Annotated in this window: 12 protein-coding genes; 4 read left to right on the forward strand and 8 right to left on the reverse strand. The window is 51.7% G+C overall.

All coding sequences use genetic code 11. From position 1 onward, the window contains the following. Positions 1 to 154 precede the first annotated feature (154 nt). The 3 genes from lysC to EC843_RS21730 all read left to right on the forward strand — a co-directional run bounded on the left by lysC (position 155) and on the right by EC843_RS21730 (position 3,019). Positions 155 to 1,510 carry a lysine-sensitive aspartokinase 3 gene (gene lysC, locus EC843_RS21720; protein ID WP_064541285.1) on the forward strand — a complete coding sequence of 452 codons (1,356 nt, stop codon included), beginning with the start codon at positions 155 to 157 and terminating at the stop codon, positions 1,508 to 1,510. Positions 1,511 to 1,602: 92 nt separating this feature from the next. Then, entirely contained in the window at positions 1,603 to 2,550 is a 948-nt protein-coding gene (gene panS, locus EC843_RS21725) for a ketopantoate/pantoate/pantothenate transporter PanS (protein ID WP_064541288.1), read from the forward strand. Positions 2,551 to 2,746: 196 nt separating this feature from the next. After that, positions 2,747 to 3,019, forward strand: coding sequence for a DUF3811 domain-containing protein (locus tag EC843_RS21730; RefSeq protein WP_064541291.1), 273 nt, complete (start codon positions 2,747 to 2,749; stop codon positions 3,017 to 3,019). Here the strand turns inward: EC843_RS21730 and rluF are convergent, their stop codons facing one another. From rluF to metH, 4 genes are all read right to left on the reverse strand, one after another. Further along, entirely contained in the window at positions 3,020 to 3,892 is an 873-nt protein-coding gene (gene rluF, locus EC843_RS21735) for a 23S rRNA pseudouridine(2604) synthase RluF (RefSeq protein WP_064541294.1), read from the reverse strand. A gap of 95 nt (positions 3,893 to 3,987) precedes the next feature. Then, positions 3,988 to 4,398: a hypothetical protein gene (locus tag EC843_RS21740; RefSeq protein ID WP_064541297.1), complete on the reverse strand. Its 411-nt coding sequence runs from the start codon at positions 4,396 to 4,398 to the stop codon at positions 3,988 to 3,990. Between the two features lie 64 nt (positions 4,399 to 4,462). Then, complete coding sequence (locus tag EC843_RS21745; RefSeq protein WP_064541300.1) at positions 4,463 to 6,091, reverse strand: Na/Pi cotransporter family protein; 1,629 nt, start codon at positions 6,089 to 6,091, stop codon at positions 4,463 to 4,465. 242 nt (positions 6,092 to 6,333) lie between these two features. Beyond that, positions 6,334 to 10,017, reverse strand: coding sequence for a methionine synthase (gene metH, locus EC843_RS21750; RefSeq protein ID WP_064541318.1), 3,684 nt, complete (start codon positions 10,015 to 10,017; stop codon positions 6,334 to 6,336). Between the two features lie 185 nt (positions 10,018 to 10,202). Here metH and iclR point away from each other — a divergent pair, with 185 nt between their 5' ends. Further along, positions 10,203 to 11,036 carry a glyoxylate bypass operon transcriptional repressor IclR gene (iclR, locus tag EC843_RS21755; protein ID WP_064541323.1) on the forward strand — a complete coding sequence of 278 codons (834 nt, stop codon included), beginning with the start codon at positions 10,203 to 10,205 and terminating at the stop codon, positions 11,034 to 11,036. Here iclR and aceK read toward each other — a convergent pair. The 4 genes from aceK to metA all read right to left on the reverse strand — a co-directional run bounded on the left by aceK (position 11,033) and on the right by metA (position 17,061). Further along, entirely contained in the window at positions 11,033 to 12,775 is a 1,743-nt protein-coding gene (aceK, locus tag EC843_RS21760) for a bifunctional isocitrate dehydrogenase kinase/phosphatase (RefSeq protein ID WP_064541325.1), read from the reverse strand. The two genes, iclR and aceK, sit on opposite strands and share 4 nt — an antisense overlap. Before the next feature lie 157 nt (positions 12,776 to 12,932). Beyond that, entirely contained in the window at positions 12,933 to 14,240 is a 1,308-nt protein-coding gene (aceA, locus tag EC843_RS21765; protein WP_064541328.1) for an isocitrate lyase, read from the reverse strand. Positions 14,241 to 14,273: 33 nt separating this feature from the next. Then, positions 14,274 to 15,872 carry a malate synthase A gene (gene aceB, locus EC843_RS21770; protein ID WP_133523051.1) on the reverse strand — a complete coding sequence of 533 codons (1,599 nt, stop codon included), beginning with the start codon at positions 15,870 to 15,872 and terminating at the stop codon, positions 14,274 to 14,276. 259 nt (positions 15,873 to 16,131) lie between these two features. Then, on the reverse strand, positions 16,132 to 17,061 hold the full coding sequence (metA, locus tag EC843_RS21775) for a homoserine O-succinyltransferase (RefSeq protein WP_133523052.1): 930 nt from the start codon (positions 17,059 to 17,061) through the stop codon (positions 16,132 to 16,134). Positions 17,062 to 17,385: the final 324 nt, after the last annotated feature.

Genomic DNA, 17,385 nt, shown 5'->3' on the forward strand with positions numbered 1-17,385 from the left:
CGTAGTTCAGTCTTCTTTTCTACGTCTGCCCCTTTCCCGCTCCCCCCTTGTGCCAAGGCTGAAAATTTAATGCCATTACCCCGTAATGATTCGAGTGTATCCAACAAAGATGCAGGCTGAAGAATGACGGATTGGTCCCTGACACGAGGTTGTAATGTCTTACCCACAAACCGTTATTGCCAAATTTGGCGGCACAAGCGTAGCCGATTACGACGCAATGAACCGCAGCGCCGATGTTGTGCTTGCTGATGAAAACGTTCGCGTAGTGGTGCTTTCCGCTTCTGCGGGTATCACCAATTTACTGGTTGCCCTGGCGCAAGGCCTGGAAGCGACCGAGCGTTTCGTTAAGCTCGATGCTATTCGCAAAATTCAATATGACATCGTCGAGCGTTTGGCTAATCCGCAGATTATTCGCGAAGAGATTGAACGCCTGCTGGAAAACATCACCACGCTTGCCGAAGCCGCATCACTGGCGACATCCACCGCGTTAACTGACGAACTGGTCAGCCACGGTGAATTAATGTCTACGCTGCTGTTTGTCGAGATCCTGCGTGAACGCAAAGTGGATGCGCAATGGTTTGATATTCGTAAAATCATGCGTACCAACGACCGTTTTGGCCGTGCTGAACCGGATGTGGCAACCTTAGCAGAACTGGCGACCCAGCAGCTTCAACCGCGTCTGGTACAATCTCTGGTGATTACTCAAGGCTTTATCGGTAGCGAAGCCAAAGGCCGCACCACTACGCTTGGCCGTGGCGGCAGCGACTATACTGCGGCACTGTTGGGTGAAGCGTTGAAAGCAACCCGTGTAGATATCTGGACTGACGTTCCGGGCATTTACACCACCGATCCACGCATGGTGCCAGCGGCAAAACGCATCGATAAAATCGCCTTCGAAGAAGCCGCTGAAATGGCGACATTCGGTGCAAAAGTCCTGCATCCTGCAACATTATTGCCTGCTGTGCGTTGCGATATTCCGGTGTTTGTTGGCTCCAGCAAAGATCCCAAAGCGGGTGGCACCCTGGTGTGCAACCAAACCGATAATCCGCCGTTGTTCCGTGCGCTGGCGGTCCGTCGCAAGCAAACCCTGGTGACACTAAACAGCCTGAGTATGCTGCATGCTCACGGCTTCCTCGCAGAAGTGTTCAATATTCTGGCACACCACAATATTTCCGTAGATTTGATTACCACTTCCGAAGTGAGCATCGCACTGACGCTGGATACCACCGGCTCAACGTCTACCGATGAAAGCCTGCTGACCACTGCATTGCTGACCGAACTTTCTTCGTTATGCCGTGTGGAAGTGGAAGAAAACCTCGCGTTGGTCGCTATCATCGGTAACAACCTGTCCAAAGCTTGTGGCGTGGGTAAAGAGGTCTTCGGCGTACTCGAGCCGTTCAATATCCGCATGATTTGCTACGGCGCATCCAGCTATAACCTGTGCTTCCTGGTGCCGGGAGACGATGTTGAACAAGTGGTGCAAAAACTTCATCACAATCTGTTTGAATAAATTTTAATCTCATGCCATGAATACCAAGTGCCGGGCTCGATCCCGGCATTTTTATAACCATAAAACAACACAACACTTGCAAGGATCTCAATATGCTCGCTGTATTCACCCGGCTGTTTCCGCTCTGGGCGGTTCTGCTGTCTGTACTCGCCTATTACACTCCCGCAACGTTCACTCCCATCGGCCCGTGGGTCAGCACGCTGTTGATGCTGATTATGTTTGGTATGGGTGTGCATCTGCGCATAGATGATTTTAAACGGGTGCTTTCACGCCCAGCTCCTGTTGCGGCAGGGACTTTTCTGCACTATTTGATCATGCCGCTGGCAGCATGGGTTCTGGCAAAGCTGTTCCATATGCCACCTGACCTTTCCGCAGGCATGGTTCTGGTAGGAAGTGTGGCAAGTGGCACAGCCTCAAACGTGATGATTTATCTGGCAAAAGGCGATGTGGCGCTCTCAGTAACCATTTCCTCGGTTTCCACACTGGTCGGGGTTTTTGCGACACCTTTGCTGACGCGTTTGTATGTCGATGCGGATATCAAAGTGGATATAGTGGGTATGTTGCTGAGCATCCTGCAAATCGTGGTCATTCCGATTGGCCTTGGATTGATTGTGCATCATCTTTTCCCGCGCCTTGTAAAGCGTGTAGAGCCCTATTTACCGGCGTTTTCGATGCTCTGTATTCTGGCGATTATCAGTGCCGTAGTGGCGGGTTCGGCTTCGCATATCGCGTCTGTTGGCCTGATGGTTATCATCGCTGTGATTTTGCATAACGGTATTGGGTTACTGAGCGGATATTGGGGCGGGAAGCTGTTTGGATTTGATGAATCCACGTGCCGCACACTGGCAATTGAAGTGGGTATGCAGAACTCAGGCCTTGCGGCGACTCTCGGTAAGATCTACTTCTCGCCATTAGCTGCACTACCTGGCGCACTGTTCTCGGTGTGGCACAATCTGTCTGGCTCGATTCTGGCGGGTTACTGGTCTGGCAAACCGATTGATGAAAACAACGGTAAGCATTTGAAAAAACGCCGCGCCTGATTCAACTCTGATTGAGCAAACTGCCCGGGAAACCGGGCTTTTTGCTTTTAACTCAGCGAAACGATGACAATCTTGCCATTGCAACTGAGCATATTTACCAACATTTTAGGGTAACTTTGCGACCAGACGCTGATTTTTACTGAGCTAGCGGGCACTTTGCTTTACACTGGAGGCCACTTCTTAAGAGGCCGCAACAATGTCCACATCAAGACTGACACAACAAGATATGACCGAAGCCGAGCAGCGCGAATTGAAAACGCGGCTAGACCGCGCACGCATCGCCCATGGTCGTCCCCTGACAAACTCAGAAATCAACCACGTTAAAAAAACTTATATCGACCAACTAATGGAAGCGCGTGAACAAGCAGCTAAAAAAGTTCGCCAAATCAAAAAGCAAAAAGCAGCAAAACCAGATACTTCTGCAACCTATTCCTGGTCTGCCAACAGCCATTCACGCGGAAAGCGCTAACTAGCGCCCTTTCTTTTTGCGCCCTGGCTGGGCAAAGCGTTTGCGCGAAGCAAGCTCTGCCGGGGTTTTCGCGCTGCTCTTTGGCCCTGCACTTACCGGTTTTTTGGCAACGGTAGGTTTGGATTTTGGCTTTTTCGCAGGCTTCGCCTCGGAAGAAGAGTTCTCAATCAATTTAAACAGCTCAACCAATTCATCATCGGTTAAATCACGCCATTCACCCAGCGGTACCCCTTTCATGCTGACGTTCATAATGCGAGTCCGCTCAAGCTTCGTCACTTCATAACCAAAATGTTCGCACATACGGCGAATCTGACGGTTAAGCCCTTGTACCAAAGTGATGCGAAACACAAACGGCGCTTCTTTCTTCACTTTGCATTTCTTGGTGACCGTTCCCAGCATAGGCACACCTGCGCCCATGCCACGAATGAACTCGTCGGTGACTGGTTTATTGACCGTGACGACGTACTCTTTTTCATGGTCATTCCCGGCACGCAGGATTTTATTCACCAAATCGCCGTGATTGGTGAGGAAAATCAACCCCTGGGAGTCTTTATCTAAACGGCCAATCGGGAACACGCGTTTACTGTGGTTAACAAAATCGACAATGTTGTCTTTTTCGCCATCTTCGGTGGTACTCACGATACCCACAGGCTTGTTCAGCGCGATAAGCACCAGGTCGTCTTCATCACGGGGTTCAATTAACTGACCGTTGACCTTCACCACATCTCCGGCAAATACCTGGTCGCCAATCGCGGCGCGTTTGCCGTTGATGAAAACATTTCCCTGTTCGATGTAACGATCGGCATCACGACGGGAGCAGATACCGCTCTCGCTAATGTATTTGTTCAGACGTATAGATGAGTTGGTCAGCATGGTTCCTCCGTAAAACCTGGAATATACCTTACCTGAGGGGCGATGCGAACAGACTCGGGCAACAAACGCGAAGTTCATTGCCCGTAGAGGGGTGTTTATTTTGCAGGTGTCGCCGCAACAATGGCTAACCGTTTCTGAATATCTTTATCGAGGTTATTGACCCAATGATTATACGAGCGGTGAATTTCGCCACCAGAGGCCAGTAAATTCACGCTGTTTACATAGTTAATTGAGTAATCTTTCTCGCTGTAGTTAATACGCACAGTGACGCTGTGCTTGCGAATGTTTTGTGTCGCATTAATGACGCCAGGCCCCGCTACCGACATAATCCAGTCGCGCCCTTGTCCGGCGGTGATAATCGCCTCCTTAACCTGCTCAGTCGTGACATGAGAGGTGATTATCGTCCGTGGCGTGCGAACCGGTTCAGTCCTGTCTAACGCCGAACATCCTGCCAATGCTGCAATACACACTACACCTGCCAACATCTGTTTTAGTTTTAGCTTCATCATTAAATTCCATTTTTAATCCATCAACAGAACGGATTATAAGCTGATGATTCATGCAGGAAAATTAGTATTCATCACGATCATCATCGTCGGGTTGTTCCAGAACGCTGTAGGCCACGGCGCAGAATAACGAGTTCAGGCGCTTCATATCGCCGAGCAAGCCCAGATGAAGTGAGCTGGTTTCGATACTCTGCACGTTTTGCTGATGCAGACGATCAACGTGGGCATGCGAGAAGCGGCGGTTCAGAATGCGGAAGCGATGTTTATTACGGCGCAAACGGCGCGCGCTGTTCACATCCGCGGAGAAGAATACCGACAGACTGAGTTTCAGGTTGCTGGTGAGTTGCTGAAGCAGAATATCCAGTTCTTTCAGGCCATCCGGGGAAAATGCCCGGCGCGCAGCTAACGATTTATCGGCGACTTCACTACCCATACGTTCGAGAATATCCGCCGCCTGTTCGAGGTTTAGCGACATCTCGATAATTTCCGCCCAACGGCGCGATTCGACTTCCGCCAGCTCTTCTTTCTGCATCTGCGCCATATACAGTTTAATCGCGGTATACAGCACATCGACATCGTCTGCGAGTTTGCGCAGCTCTTTTTCCTGGCGCGGTTCGCCGTGCATCACCTTGCTCCAGGTATCCAGCATTTGCTCAAGCACATCCCCCATACGTAAGGTTTCACGTGCAGCGTTCGATAGCCCAAGCGCCGGAGTATCCAGCGCGGTGACATCCAGATGTTTCGGCTTCATACGCGCATCGACTTCAGGGACTTCGCTAATCACCCTACGGCAAAAACGCGCCATCGCCCCGGCAAACGGCACCATCGCCAGGCAGCGAATCAGGTTGTAGAAGACGTGGAAATAGATAACCAGTTCAGATTCCGGCTGCGACAGTTTCTGCATCGCATCCGCCAGAATATGCACGAACGGCAGCACGATGATACCGCCCACCAGCTTGAACAGCAGGCTCCCTAACGCGACTCGGCGCGCCGCTGCATTCGCGGTGCTGTTGTTGATCATCGCCAACAGACCAGAACCGAGGTTAGCACCAATCACCAGACACAGCGCGACGTCAAACGAGATGATACCGGCAGAGGTCAGCGTGGCGGTCAGCAACACGGCAGCGAGGCTGGAATAACTGATAATCGCAAACATCGCGCCAATCAGTGCATCGAGCATGATGTCGCCCGTCAACGAGGCGAAAATCACCTGTACACCGGAAGCCTGGGTTATCGGCGTGACGGCGGCAACAATCAATTCCAGCGCCAATAAAATCAACCCAAGGCCGATACCGACGCGCCCGAGTTGGCCCGCCCGCGTCTGTTTACGGCTGAGGAAGAAAATCACGCCAAGGAAGATGAGTAGCGGCGACAGCCAGGAAAGATCGAAAGTCAGGATTCGCGCCATCAGCGCCGTCCCTACATCCGCGCCCAGCACGATGACCAGCGCCGGTGTGAGAGCCACCAAATCCTGGGCAACAAACGATGTCACCAACATGGTGGTGGCGTTGCTGCTTTGCACCAGCGCGGTGACACCAATACCCGCGCAGAAGGCGAACGGTTTTTTTTCAACACTGCGGCTAAGCACGCTACGGAGATTGGCCCCATACACTCGCATGATGCCGGTACGCACAATGTGTGTGCCCCAGACCAGTAGCGCCACCGCAGAAAGCAGATGCAGTAAAGTAAGCACGCGTTCTCCTGGAGGTTTTTACTTAATAAATTCCAGTATATAACGCCTGGCGACAATTAAACGATTCGAGATGTAAACCACCCTCACCCTGACCCTCTCCCTGAGGGAGAGGGAATAAGGCGGGAAGCGCCTCTCCACGAGGGAGAGGGAATAAGGTGGTAAGCTCCTCTCCACGAGGGAGAGGGCATAAACGGTGTGCTCCTTCTCCTGGGAGAGAAGGTTGGGATGAAGGCGTGCGAATGTTAGTCCGCGTCGTAGCCCAGGTTCGGAGCTAACCAGCGTTCAACATCGGTCACCGACATCCCTTTGCGACGCGCGTAATCTTCCACCTGGTCACGTTGAATCTGCGCTACAGCGTAGTATTTGCTGTCAGGATGGCTGAAGTACCAACCAGAAACGGAAGCACCAGGCCACATGGCGTAGGACTCGGTAAGTTTCATGCCGATCACGTTTTCTACATCCAGCAATTCCCAGATAGTCGCTTTTTCAGTGTGTTCCGGGCAGGCCGGATAGCCCGGTGCCGGGCGAATCCCCTGGTAGTTTTCGCGGATAAGCTCTTCGTTGCTGAGGTTTTCTGTTGGTGCATAGCCCCAGTAAACTTTACGCACCCGCTCATGCAGATATTCAGCAAACGCTTCAGCCAGACGGTCAGACAACGCTTTCACCATGATTTTGTTGTAATCATCATGCTGCGCTTCATAACCTTCTGCCAGTGCGTCTTCTTCCATACCGCCAGTGACCGCAAACGCGCCGATGTAATCTTCTTTGCCACTATGTTTTGGCGCGACAAAATCAGCCAGACAGTAGTTGGCAAAACCGACTTTCTCGGTCTGCTGACGCAGATGGTGCGCCACAGTTTGTACCTGGGTACGAGATTCATCGCGGTAGATTTCAATGTCATCATCCACGCGGTTTGCCGGGAAAATCCCCACCACGCCACGCGGCGTCAGGAGTTTTTCGGTATGCAGTTTGTCCAGCATATCGTTAGCATCTTTAAACAGGCGCTGTGCCTCTTCACCCACCACTTCATCTTCAAGGATGCGCGGATATTTCCCGGCCAGCGACCAGGTCATAAAGAATGGCGTCCAGTCGATGTAATTGCGCAGCGTTTCGATGCTGGCGGTCACTTCCTGCACACCCGGGCGGTGTGGTACCGGAGGCGTGTAGCTTGACCAATCAAATGCCAGATCGTTTTCACGTGCGGCAGCAAGCGACACCGGTGGAGTGCGCGGTTTTTTACGGCCATGTTGGGTACGCACGGTGACATATTCTTTGCGTGTACGTTCTACGAAATCGTCATGCTGTGTTGGCGAGAGTAGCGCTGAAACCACGCCAACGGTGCGCGAGGCGTTTTGCACGTAAACCGTTGGGCCACTGTAGTTTTGCTCTATTTTCACCGCCGTATGCGCTTTAGAGGTGGTCGCCCCACCAATCAGCAGCGGCAGCGTAAAGCCCTGGCGCTCCATCTCTTTGGCGACGTTGACCATTTCGTCCAACGACGGTGTAATCAACCCAGAGAGGCCGATAATGTCTGCGCCGACTTCGCGGGCGGTTTTCAAAATCTTCTCGGTTGGCACCATTACGCCAAGGTCGATGATTTCGTAGTTGTTACATTGCAACACCACCCCGACGATATTTTTGCCGATGTCGTGGACATCGCCTTTCACCGTGGCGAGCACGATTTTGCCGTTGGTTGAGCCTTTTTCTTTGCTGGCTTCAATGTACGGTTCGAGATACGCCACCGCCTGTTTCATCACGCGGGCAGATTTCACCACCTGCGGCAGGAACATTTTCCCTTCGCCAAACAGGTCGCCAACCACGTTCATGCCATCCATCAGCGGGCCCTCAATAACCTGAATCGGGCGTTCAGCCTGCTGACGAGCTTCTTCGGTGTCGAGTTCAATAAACTCAGTGATACCTTTCACGAGTGAGTATTCAAGGCGCTTTTTCACGTCCCAGCTACGCCATTCGGCTTGTTGCGCGGCCGCGCCGTCGTCACTTTTGCTACCGCGATATTTCTCGGCCAGATCCAGCAAACGTTCGGTACTGTCATCACGACGGTTGAGGATCACGTCTTCGACGGCATCACGCAACTCCGCAGACAAATCATCGTAAATCGCCAGTTGCCCGGCGTTAACGATGCCCATGTCCATGCCGTTACGGATGGCGTAATAGAGGAATACGGCGTGAATGGCTTCGCGCACCGGGTCGTTGCCACGGAAGGAGAACGACACGTTCGACACGCCGCCGGAAATCATCGCATGCGGCAGTTCGCGTTTAATGTCAGCACACGCGCCGATAAAATCCTGGGCGTAGTTGTTGTGCTCTTCGATTCCGGTCGCGACGGCAAAGATATTCGGGTCGAAAATAATATCTTCTGGCGGGAAGCCGACTTCTTCAGTCAGAATTTTATAGGCGCGGCGGCAAATTTCGATTTTGCGCTCGCGAGTATCAGCCTGGCCGACTTCGTCAAACGCCATCACCACCATCGCGGCACCGTAGCGGCGCACCAGTTTGGCGTGATGGATAAATGCCTCAACACCTTCTTTCATCGAGATGGAGTTAACGATGCCTTTGCCCTGAATGCACTTAAGGCCTTTTTCGATGACGTCCCATTTCGAGGAGTCAATCATGATTGGCACGCGGGCGATATCTGGTTCACCGGCAATCAGGTTGAGGAAACGCACCATCGCCGCTTCGGCATCGAGCATCCCTTCATCCATGTTGATGTCGATGATTTGCGCGCCACTTTCGACCTGTTGCAATGCCACTTCTAGCGCTTCGTTATATTTTTCTTCTTTGATCAGGCGCTTAAATTTGGCGGAGCCGGTGACGTTGGTACGTTCACCGACGTTGACGAACAGGCTGTCAGCGCCGATGTTTAGCGGTTCAAGCCCTGCCAGACGGCATGCCACCGGCAAGTCTGGTAGTTTACGTGGGGCAACGCCTTCAACCGCTTTGCTCATCGCCGCGATGTGTGCTGGTGTGGTACCACAACAGCCACCGATGATGTTCAGGAAACCTGCCTGCGCCCATTCGCCAATCTGGCGCGCCATTTCATCGGCATCGAGATCGTATTCACCAAAAGCATTTGGCAGGCCGGCGTTCGGGTGTGCGGTGACGTAGCAGTCAGCAATGCGTGAAAGCTCAGCCACGTACTGACGCAGTTCATCTGGCCCCAACGCACAGTTCAGGCCGAAGGTCAGCGCATCGGCATGGCGTAATGAGTTATAGAAAGCTTCGGTGGTTTGCCCGGAAAGGGTGCGGCCTGAGGCGTCGGTAATGGTGCCGGAAATCATGATTGGCAGGTCGACACCCAGCGCTTCAAATTCGGTTTTCACCGCAAAAATAGCGGCTTTGGCGTTCAGGGTATCGAACACCGTTTCAATCATGATGAGATCTGCACCGCCTTCCACCAGCGCACGTGTGGATTCGCGATAAGCCTCCACCAGCTGATCAAAAGTGACGTTACGGAATGCCGGGTCGTTCACGTCAGGTGAAATAGACGCAGTACGGTTGGTTGGGCCTAATACCCCAGCCACGTAGCGCGGTTTTTCCGGTGTGCGTGCGGTCCATTCATCGGCACAAGCGCGGGCAAGTTTTGCCGCCTCGTAGTTAATTTCCGCCGACAGGGATTCCATTTGGTAATCCGCCATCGCGATGGTTGTTGAGTTGAAGGTGTTGGTTTCGACGATGTCGGCACCGGCTTCAAAGTAGGCGTAGTGAATGGCGGCAATAATTTCCGGTTTGCTCAGCACCAGCAAATCGTTGTTCCCTTTCAGGTCACACGGCCAGTCTGCAAAGCGTTCACCCCGGAAATCGCTCTCATCAAGACGGTAGCTCTGGATCATGGTTCCCATACCACCATCCAGTACCAAAATGCGTTGCTGCAACTGCTGATGCAGTTTTTCTAATTTATTGCTCACTCTCGCTCCCACCTGTTTACCCAAGCCTGTCAGCCTAACCAATCATACTGTCACAAGTTGTAATGGGCGCAAAGCAATGGAACATGAGACATGTTCACCTGACTGATCCGATGAGTTGGATGCAGGTTGCATTATCGCCAAATAAAACGAAAATGATTTCCACGATATGAAAACAGGAGTCAGTTATGGTCGCTGCCGTTCCCGCCAAACGTGGAAAAAAACCACGTACAGCCACAGTGGCTGCACCACAGCCTACCGGACAGGTTCAGTCATTAACTCGCGGTTTGAAACTGCTTGAATGGATTGCCGAATCGCACGGTAGCGTGGCACTCACTGAACTTGCACAGCAAGCTGGCTTACCTAATTCCACTACGCATCGTCTGCTGACTACCATGCAACAGCTTGGCTTTGTTCGCCAGATTGGCGATTTGGGCCACTGGACGATTGGCGCACATGCGTTTGTCGTCGGCAGTAGCTTCCTGCAAAGCCGTAATCTGTTAGCGATTGTTCACCCGATGCTGCGCAAGCTGATGGAAGATTCCGGCGAAACGGTGAATCTGGCGGTGCTTGACCATAGCGACCATCAGGCGATTATTATCGACCAGGTGCAATGCGCTCAACTGATGCGGATGTCGGCACCGATTGGTGGCAAATTGCCGATGCATGCCTCTGGCGCAGGCAAGGTGTTTCTCGCCAATCTGAGTGATGACGAAGTCGTGACGTTGCTGCACCGCAAAGGGCTGCACAGCTATACGCCTGCCACGCTCACTTCCCCGCTGCATCTGAAAGAAGATTTAGCGCAAACCCGCAAACGCGGTTATTCATTTGATGATGAAGAACATGCGCTGGGGCTGCGTTGTGTGGCGGCGTGTATTTATGATGAGCATCATGAAGCGTTTGCGGCGATTTCGATTTCCGGGCCAATTTCTCGCGTGACAGATGATCGCGTAACCGAGTTGGGTGCGTTAGTGATAAAAGCAGCCAAAGAGATTACCCAGGCTTACGGCGGCGGGCGTTAACCCGCCTGCTTCAATTCTCCGAAACGGAGAATAAACCGCTGACGTTTGCGATAAGCAAAAACATCTTCCACATGCCCGTTGCGGATACGCTCCTGCAATGCGCGCCAGTAATCCGCACGGAACAAGTCGCTGTGCATTTCATCAAATATCTGGCGAATACGCGGGTCGGCGCATAAGTAGTGGCGGAATTCTTCAGGGAACACGTCGCCTGGCGCCACGCTGTACCACGGCTCGGCAGAGAGTTCGTCCTCCGGATAACGCGGCGGCGGGACGTCGCGGAAATTCACCTCGGTCATATAGCAAATTTCATCGTAATCGTAGAACACCACCCGCCCGTGGCGTGTCACGCCAAAGTTCTTAAACAGCATGTCACCGGGGAAAATATTCGCCGCCGCAAGCTGGCGAATCGCGTTGCCATATTCCTCAACGGCATCTCGTAATTGCTGGCCTTCGACCTGTTCCAGCCACAAATTCAGCGGCACCATTCGGCGTTCAATATAAAGATGGCTGATGGCGATGCGGTCACCGAGGTCGGTGAGTTTTTCAGGAACTTCCTGCTGTAATAATGCCAACAGCGGCTGGCTAATTTGATGTTTAGACAGCACAAAGTTTTCAAACTCCTGGGTATCGGCCATGCGCCCGACACGATCGTGCTCTTTGACCAGTTGATAGCATTCGCGCACGCGTTCGGCGGTCACCTCTTTTTGCGGCGCAAACTTGTCTTTAATCACCTTAAATACCCGATCAAAACCGGGGAGCGTAAACACCAGCATCACCATGCCACGAATGCCTGGCGCTTCAATAAACTGCTCATCGGTAGCAGAAATGTAGGTCAGATATTCACGATAACTTTCGGTTTTACCGTGTTTCTGGCAGCCAATCGCCATATACAGTTCAGCGGTGGTTTTGCCGGGGAGCAGCTCACGTAACCATTCCACCAGAGCCGCAGGGTGTGGGGCATAAACCATAAAGTAGGAACGGGCGAAACCAAAAACAATGCTGGCTTCGGCGCTGCTGGTTAAGCAGGTATCCACCACTAAATATCCGTCATCGGTGCGATGAATCGGCAGCAAAAACGGCACCTTGCCCGTCGGAAGCACCAGCTTCCCGACCAGCCAGGCGGCTTTGTTGCGATAAAACAGCTCGTTGGCAATGTCGAGGGAAGCCTGCTGCAAAGCCTCAGCACCAAAGGTTTCGTTGAGATGCGCAATGATGTAACCCGCATCACGTGCTAAATCTTGCCACGGCAGGCGCAAAGGTAAATCTCTGAGCAAGGAACGCAAAAGTGGCTGCCATCCTAAAGCCGGGGTAAAGGTTTTTGACAGCGGACGGGGGATAGTACGGAAACGTTTTTCATCCTGAGAGCTGAAGATAAAAAGCCGCTCGGGAGATAACGAGCGGTGATCGAAGAGGCGACAATAAACAGAATTGAAGAAGCTTTCAGCGATTTCGAAACGAGGGTAATCGGGTAACAATTGGGTGTACTGCGCTTTAACACGCAATAAAAACTCGTCGTCAGTATTTTGGCCGCCCGTGATACAGCGCAATTGCTCCACCACCAGGCCAACATGGTGATCATAAAGATGGATGCGGCTTTTCATCGCCCGCTGAACCGCATGCCAGTCAGCCTGCTCGAAGCGCTGCTGCGCTCCGGCAGTTATCTCAAGAAAGCGCCCATACTGCGCGTCAAAACCTTGCAGGATGGTGTGGGCAATTAACAGTTCCAGCCGACGAGTCATGAGTTACTCCGTGGTGTTTTCCACCCTCACCCTGGCCCTCTCCCTAAGGGAGAGGGGATTGATCGTGTTTTCTCCTTCTCCCTGTGAACTGAGGAAGAAAGGATGGATCGTGTTTTTCTCCTTCTCCCTCAGGGAGAAGGTTGGGATGAGGGTTGTTTTAGAACTGTTCTTCTTCCGTCGAACCCGTTAACGCCGTCACCGAAGACGCGCCGCCCTGAATAATCGTCGTCACTCGGTCGAAATAACCCGTGCCCACTTCCTGCTGATGGGAAACGAAGGTGTAGCCTTCAGGTGCTGCGGCAAATTCTGGTTGCTGGACTTTTTCAACGTAATGACGCATCCCCTCTCCCTGCGCGTAAGCGTGCGCCAGGTCGAACATGTTGAACCACATGCTGTGAATGCCTGCCAGTGTAATGAACTGGTATTTGTAACCCATTGCTGACAGCTCCTCCTGGAAGGACGCGATGGTTTTGTCATCAAGATTTTTCTTCCAGTTAAATGATGGCGAGCAGTTGTAGGCCAGTAATTTACCTGGGAAGCGAGCATGAATGGCATCGGCAAAACGGCGCGCCTGCTCAAGGTCTGGCTTTGACGTTTCACACCACACCAAATCGGCGTACGGCGCATAGGCCAGGCCGCGGCTGATTGCTTGTTCGATACCAGCACGAGTGCGGTAGAAGCCTTCTTGTGTGCGCTCACCAGTGACAAATTCGCGGTCGTATTCGTCGCAATCAGAGGTGATCAAATCCGCAGCATCGGCGTCAGTACGGGCAATCACCAGCGTCGGTACGCCCATAACGTCAGCAGCAAGACGAGCAGCAACCAGTTTCTGAATGGCTTCCTGAGTCGGTACCAGTACCTTGCCGCCCATGTGTCCGCATTTCTTCACGGATGCCAGTTGGTCTTCAAAGTGAACGGCAGCGGCACCGGCCTGAATCATCGATTTCATCAGCTCGAATGCGTTCAGTACGCCACCAAAACCCGCTTCGGCATCGGCGACGATCGGCAGGTAGTAATCGACATAGCGCGGATCCCCTTCTTCAATGTTCGAGGCCCATTGGATCTGATCGGCGCGGCGGAAAGTATTGTTGATCCGATCGACCACCGCAGGGACGGAGTTTGCCGGGTATAGCGATTGGTCCGGGTACATGCTGGAAGCCAGGTTGGCATCTGCCGCAACCTGCCAACCAGAAAGATAGATGGCTTCAATACCTGCTTTTGCCTGTTGTAACGCTTGCCCGCCAGTTAACGCACCCAGGCTATTGATATAACCTTTTTTCGATTCGCCATGTAGCAAACGCCACATCCTGGCCGCGCCATTTTGCGCCAGGGTACATTCCGGATTCACCGAGCCGCGCAGCTTAATGACTTCTTCTGCGCTATACGGGCGCTTAATGCCTTCCCAGCGTGGTTGTGTCCAGTCTTGTTGTAATTGTTGGATTTGTTGGGTGCGTGAGGTTTTCATTGCAGATGCTCCATATTTTTATTTGTGTAGGGTTCAGGCAAGCAGGCGGTAGCCTGGCAGCGTCAGGAAGTCGATTAACGTATCGGAAGTGGTGATTTGCTCCATCAGGCGAGCGGCTTCATCGAAACGCCCCTGGCTGAAACGCTTGTCACCTAATTCTTCCTGAATAACGAACATTTCTTCAGCCAGCATTTGGCTGAACAGCGCCTTAGTGACTGTCTCACCGTTACTCAACGTTTTTTCATGATGAATCCACTGCCAGATAGAAGTACGGGAAATCTCTGCGGTCGCAGCATCTTCCATCAAGCCGTAAATCGGTACGCAACCATTGCCAGAAATCCATGCTTCGATGTACTGCACCGCCACGCGAATATTGGCTCGCATACCCGCTTCTGTGCGCTCACCAGGACAAGGTTCAAGCAGTTGTGCGGCAGTAATCGGTGCGTCTTCTTCACGCAAAACAGGAAGCTGGTTTTTATCGTCGCCCAACGCTTTGCTAAAGACCTCCATCACTGTGTCAGCAAGGCCCGGATGCGCAATCCATGTGCCGTCATGGCCATTGGTCGCTTCCATTTGCTTATCCGCTTTGACTTTATTGAGCACCCAATCATTACGCTGGCTGTCTTTACTTGGAATAAATGCTGCCATGCCGCCCATAGCAAAAGCACCACGGCGATGACAGGTTTTAATCAGCAAGCGCGAATAAGCATTCAGGAAGGGTTTGTCCATGGTGACGGACTGCCTGTCCGGAAGGACGCGATCCGGATGATTCTTTAGTGTCTTGATGTAGCTGAAAATGTAATCCCAGCGGCCACAATTCAGCCCCACGATGTGATCACGCAGCGCATGCAGGATCTCGTCCATCTGGAATACCGCAGGGAGCGTTTCAATCAGCAACGTCGCTTTAATGGTGCCACGCGGCAGAGAGAAATGATCTTCAGTAAAACTGAAGACTTCACTCCACCAGGCCGCTTCTTGCCAGGATTGCGTTTTTGGCAGGTAGAAATACGGGCCGCTACCTTTTGCCTGCAAGGCGTCCACGTTATGGAAGAAGTAGAGTGCGAAGTCGAACAAGCTGCCTGGAATAGGCTCATCACGCCAGGTGACATGTTTTTCTGGTAAGTGCAGGCCACGAACACGGCAGACTAATACGGCTGGATCAGGCTTCAACTGGTAGATTTTACCGGCTTCGTTAGTCCAGCTGATCGTCCCGCGAATGGCGTCGCGCAGGTTGATTTGGCCGTCGATCACTTTGCTCCAGCTGGGAGCGAGGGAGTCTTCAAAGTCAGCCATAAAAACTTTGACGTTAGCATTCAGCGCGTTAATCACCATTTTGCGTTCGACAGGCCCGGTGATCTCAACGCGGCGGTCGAGTAAATCGGCCGGAATGCCGCGAATAGTCCATTCTGATTCACGAATGGAACTGGTTTCCGAAATAAAATCTGGAAGTTTCCCTGCGTCAATTTCAGCCTGCTGAACGATGCGTGCCGCCAGTAGCTTATTACGCTGCGGTGTAAAGCGGGTGACGAGCTCACTGAGAAACTCTACTGCATCAGGCGTCAGAATCTGTCGCTCTGGTTCACCAAACGGCTGGCTAAAGGCCAACTCTGCGCTAACTGTCTGTTGTGTCATTGGATTTCTCCCCTCGTCTTATCCCATCGATCATGCCAAATAGATCTGGTACGTCCAGTGTCTGGTTTTCATTCAACAGAGTTAAGACTACTTCATGATTTTTTAAAATCAAAAACAATTTCCATTTTTGAAATGAAAATCATTTATCACATTGATATATATGAAATTAAAATTTATTCATTTGGGGAATGTGTTTTTAGAAAACAAAAAAGGCACCTTAAAGTGCCTTGATCGTAGAGGTGACGGGATGCTGAAACGCTTAGTCGAGCGTTGGATTCATATTGCGCAGATCGAATGGAGTGATCTGGTAGACGTAGTAGTTTAGCCAGTTGGTGAACAGCAAATTCCCGTGGCTACGCCATGTTGCATGTGGCTTCTTCTGCGGATCGTTACCAGGGAAATAGTTATATGGCACTTCAGGGTTCAAGCCTGCTTCTACATCGCGGAAATACTCACCTGACAGTGTGTGTGAATCATATTCCGGATGGCCGGTGACAAATGCGATACGCTTGTCTTTGCTGCCAAATAAGTACGCATCCCCCTCTTCTGATTCAGCCAGAACTTCAAGATCGGTATAGTCACGAATCAATGATGCAGGGAAATCTGCGTAGCGTGAGTGTGGTGCCAGAAAAGTGTCGTCAAAACCGCGAGTTAACAAGGCATGTGGGTAAGTGAGGTTGTGTGCATAAACGCCAGACAGCTTATCATTGCGCGTTTGTTTAGGGATGCCGTAGAGAATATTCAGTGCAGCCTGCACAGCCCAACACACAAAGAGTGTTGAGGTAACATGATCTTTTGCCCAATGAATCACCTGTTCGATCTGTGGCCAATACGCAACATCGTTAAATTCTACCAGGCCAAGTGGGGCTCCTGTGACAATCAGACCATCAAAATTTTCATCCTGAATATCTTCGAAGTTGCAGTAGAAATTGTTGAGATGTTCAGTCGGTGTATTACGGGATTCACGGGAGTCGATGCGTAACAGCTGGACGTCAACCTGCAGGGGAGAGTTAGAAAGCAGACGCAAAAACTGGTTTTCGGTCTCAATCTTTTTCGGCATCAGATTAAGTATGAGCACCTTTAGCGGACGGATCTCCTGGTTGCTTGCGCGCGATGTAGTCATAACAAAGACATTCTCATCCCGCAGGAAATTGACGGCTGGTAACTCATCCTGCACCCGAATTGGCATAACCTTATATCCTCACAACATACGTTTAAACGTTTAGACATCCAGATAGCTGAAGATAACCCGACATATGTCAAATGTCGAGTATTCATAAGATAGTTGAAAATGTTTCACTTAAGCACGGATTTTAGAAATAGTGGATTAAACTGCGTACAGGCATGATCTTCAGAGGATTAGAGGGAGGAGATGAGTGTAATTTTCGTAAATCGCAGACAGCAAAAAGCCCTGTACTTCAGTACAGGGCTTTTTGCTTAATTGGAGCCTGGCAGTTCCCTACTCTCGCATGGGGAGACCCCACACTACCATCGGCGCTACGGCGTTTCACTT

It is taken from the genome of Buttiauxella sp. JUb87 (assembly GCF_004361975.1).
GTDB lineage: Bacteria > Pseudomonadota > Gammaproteobacteria > Enterobacterales > Enterobacteriaceae > Buttiauxella > Buttiauxella ferragutiae.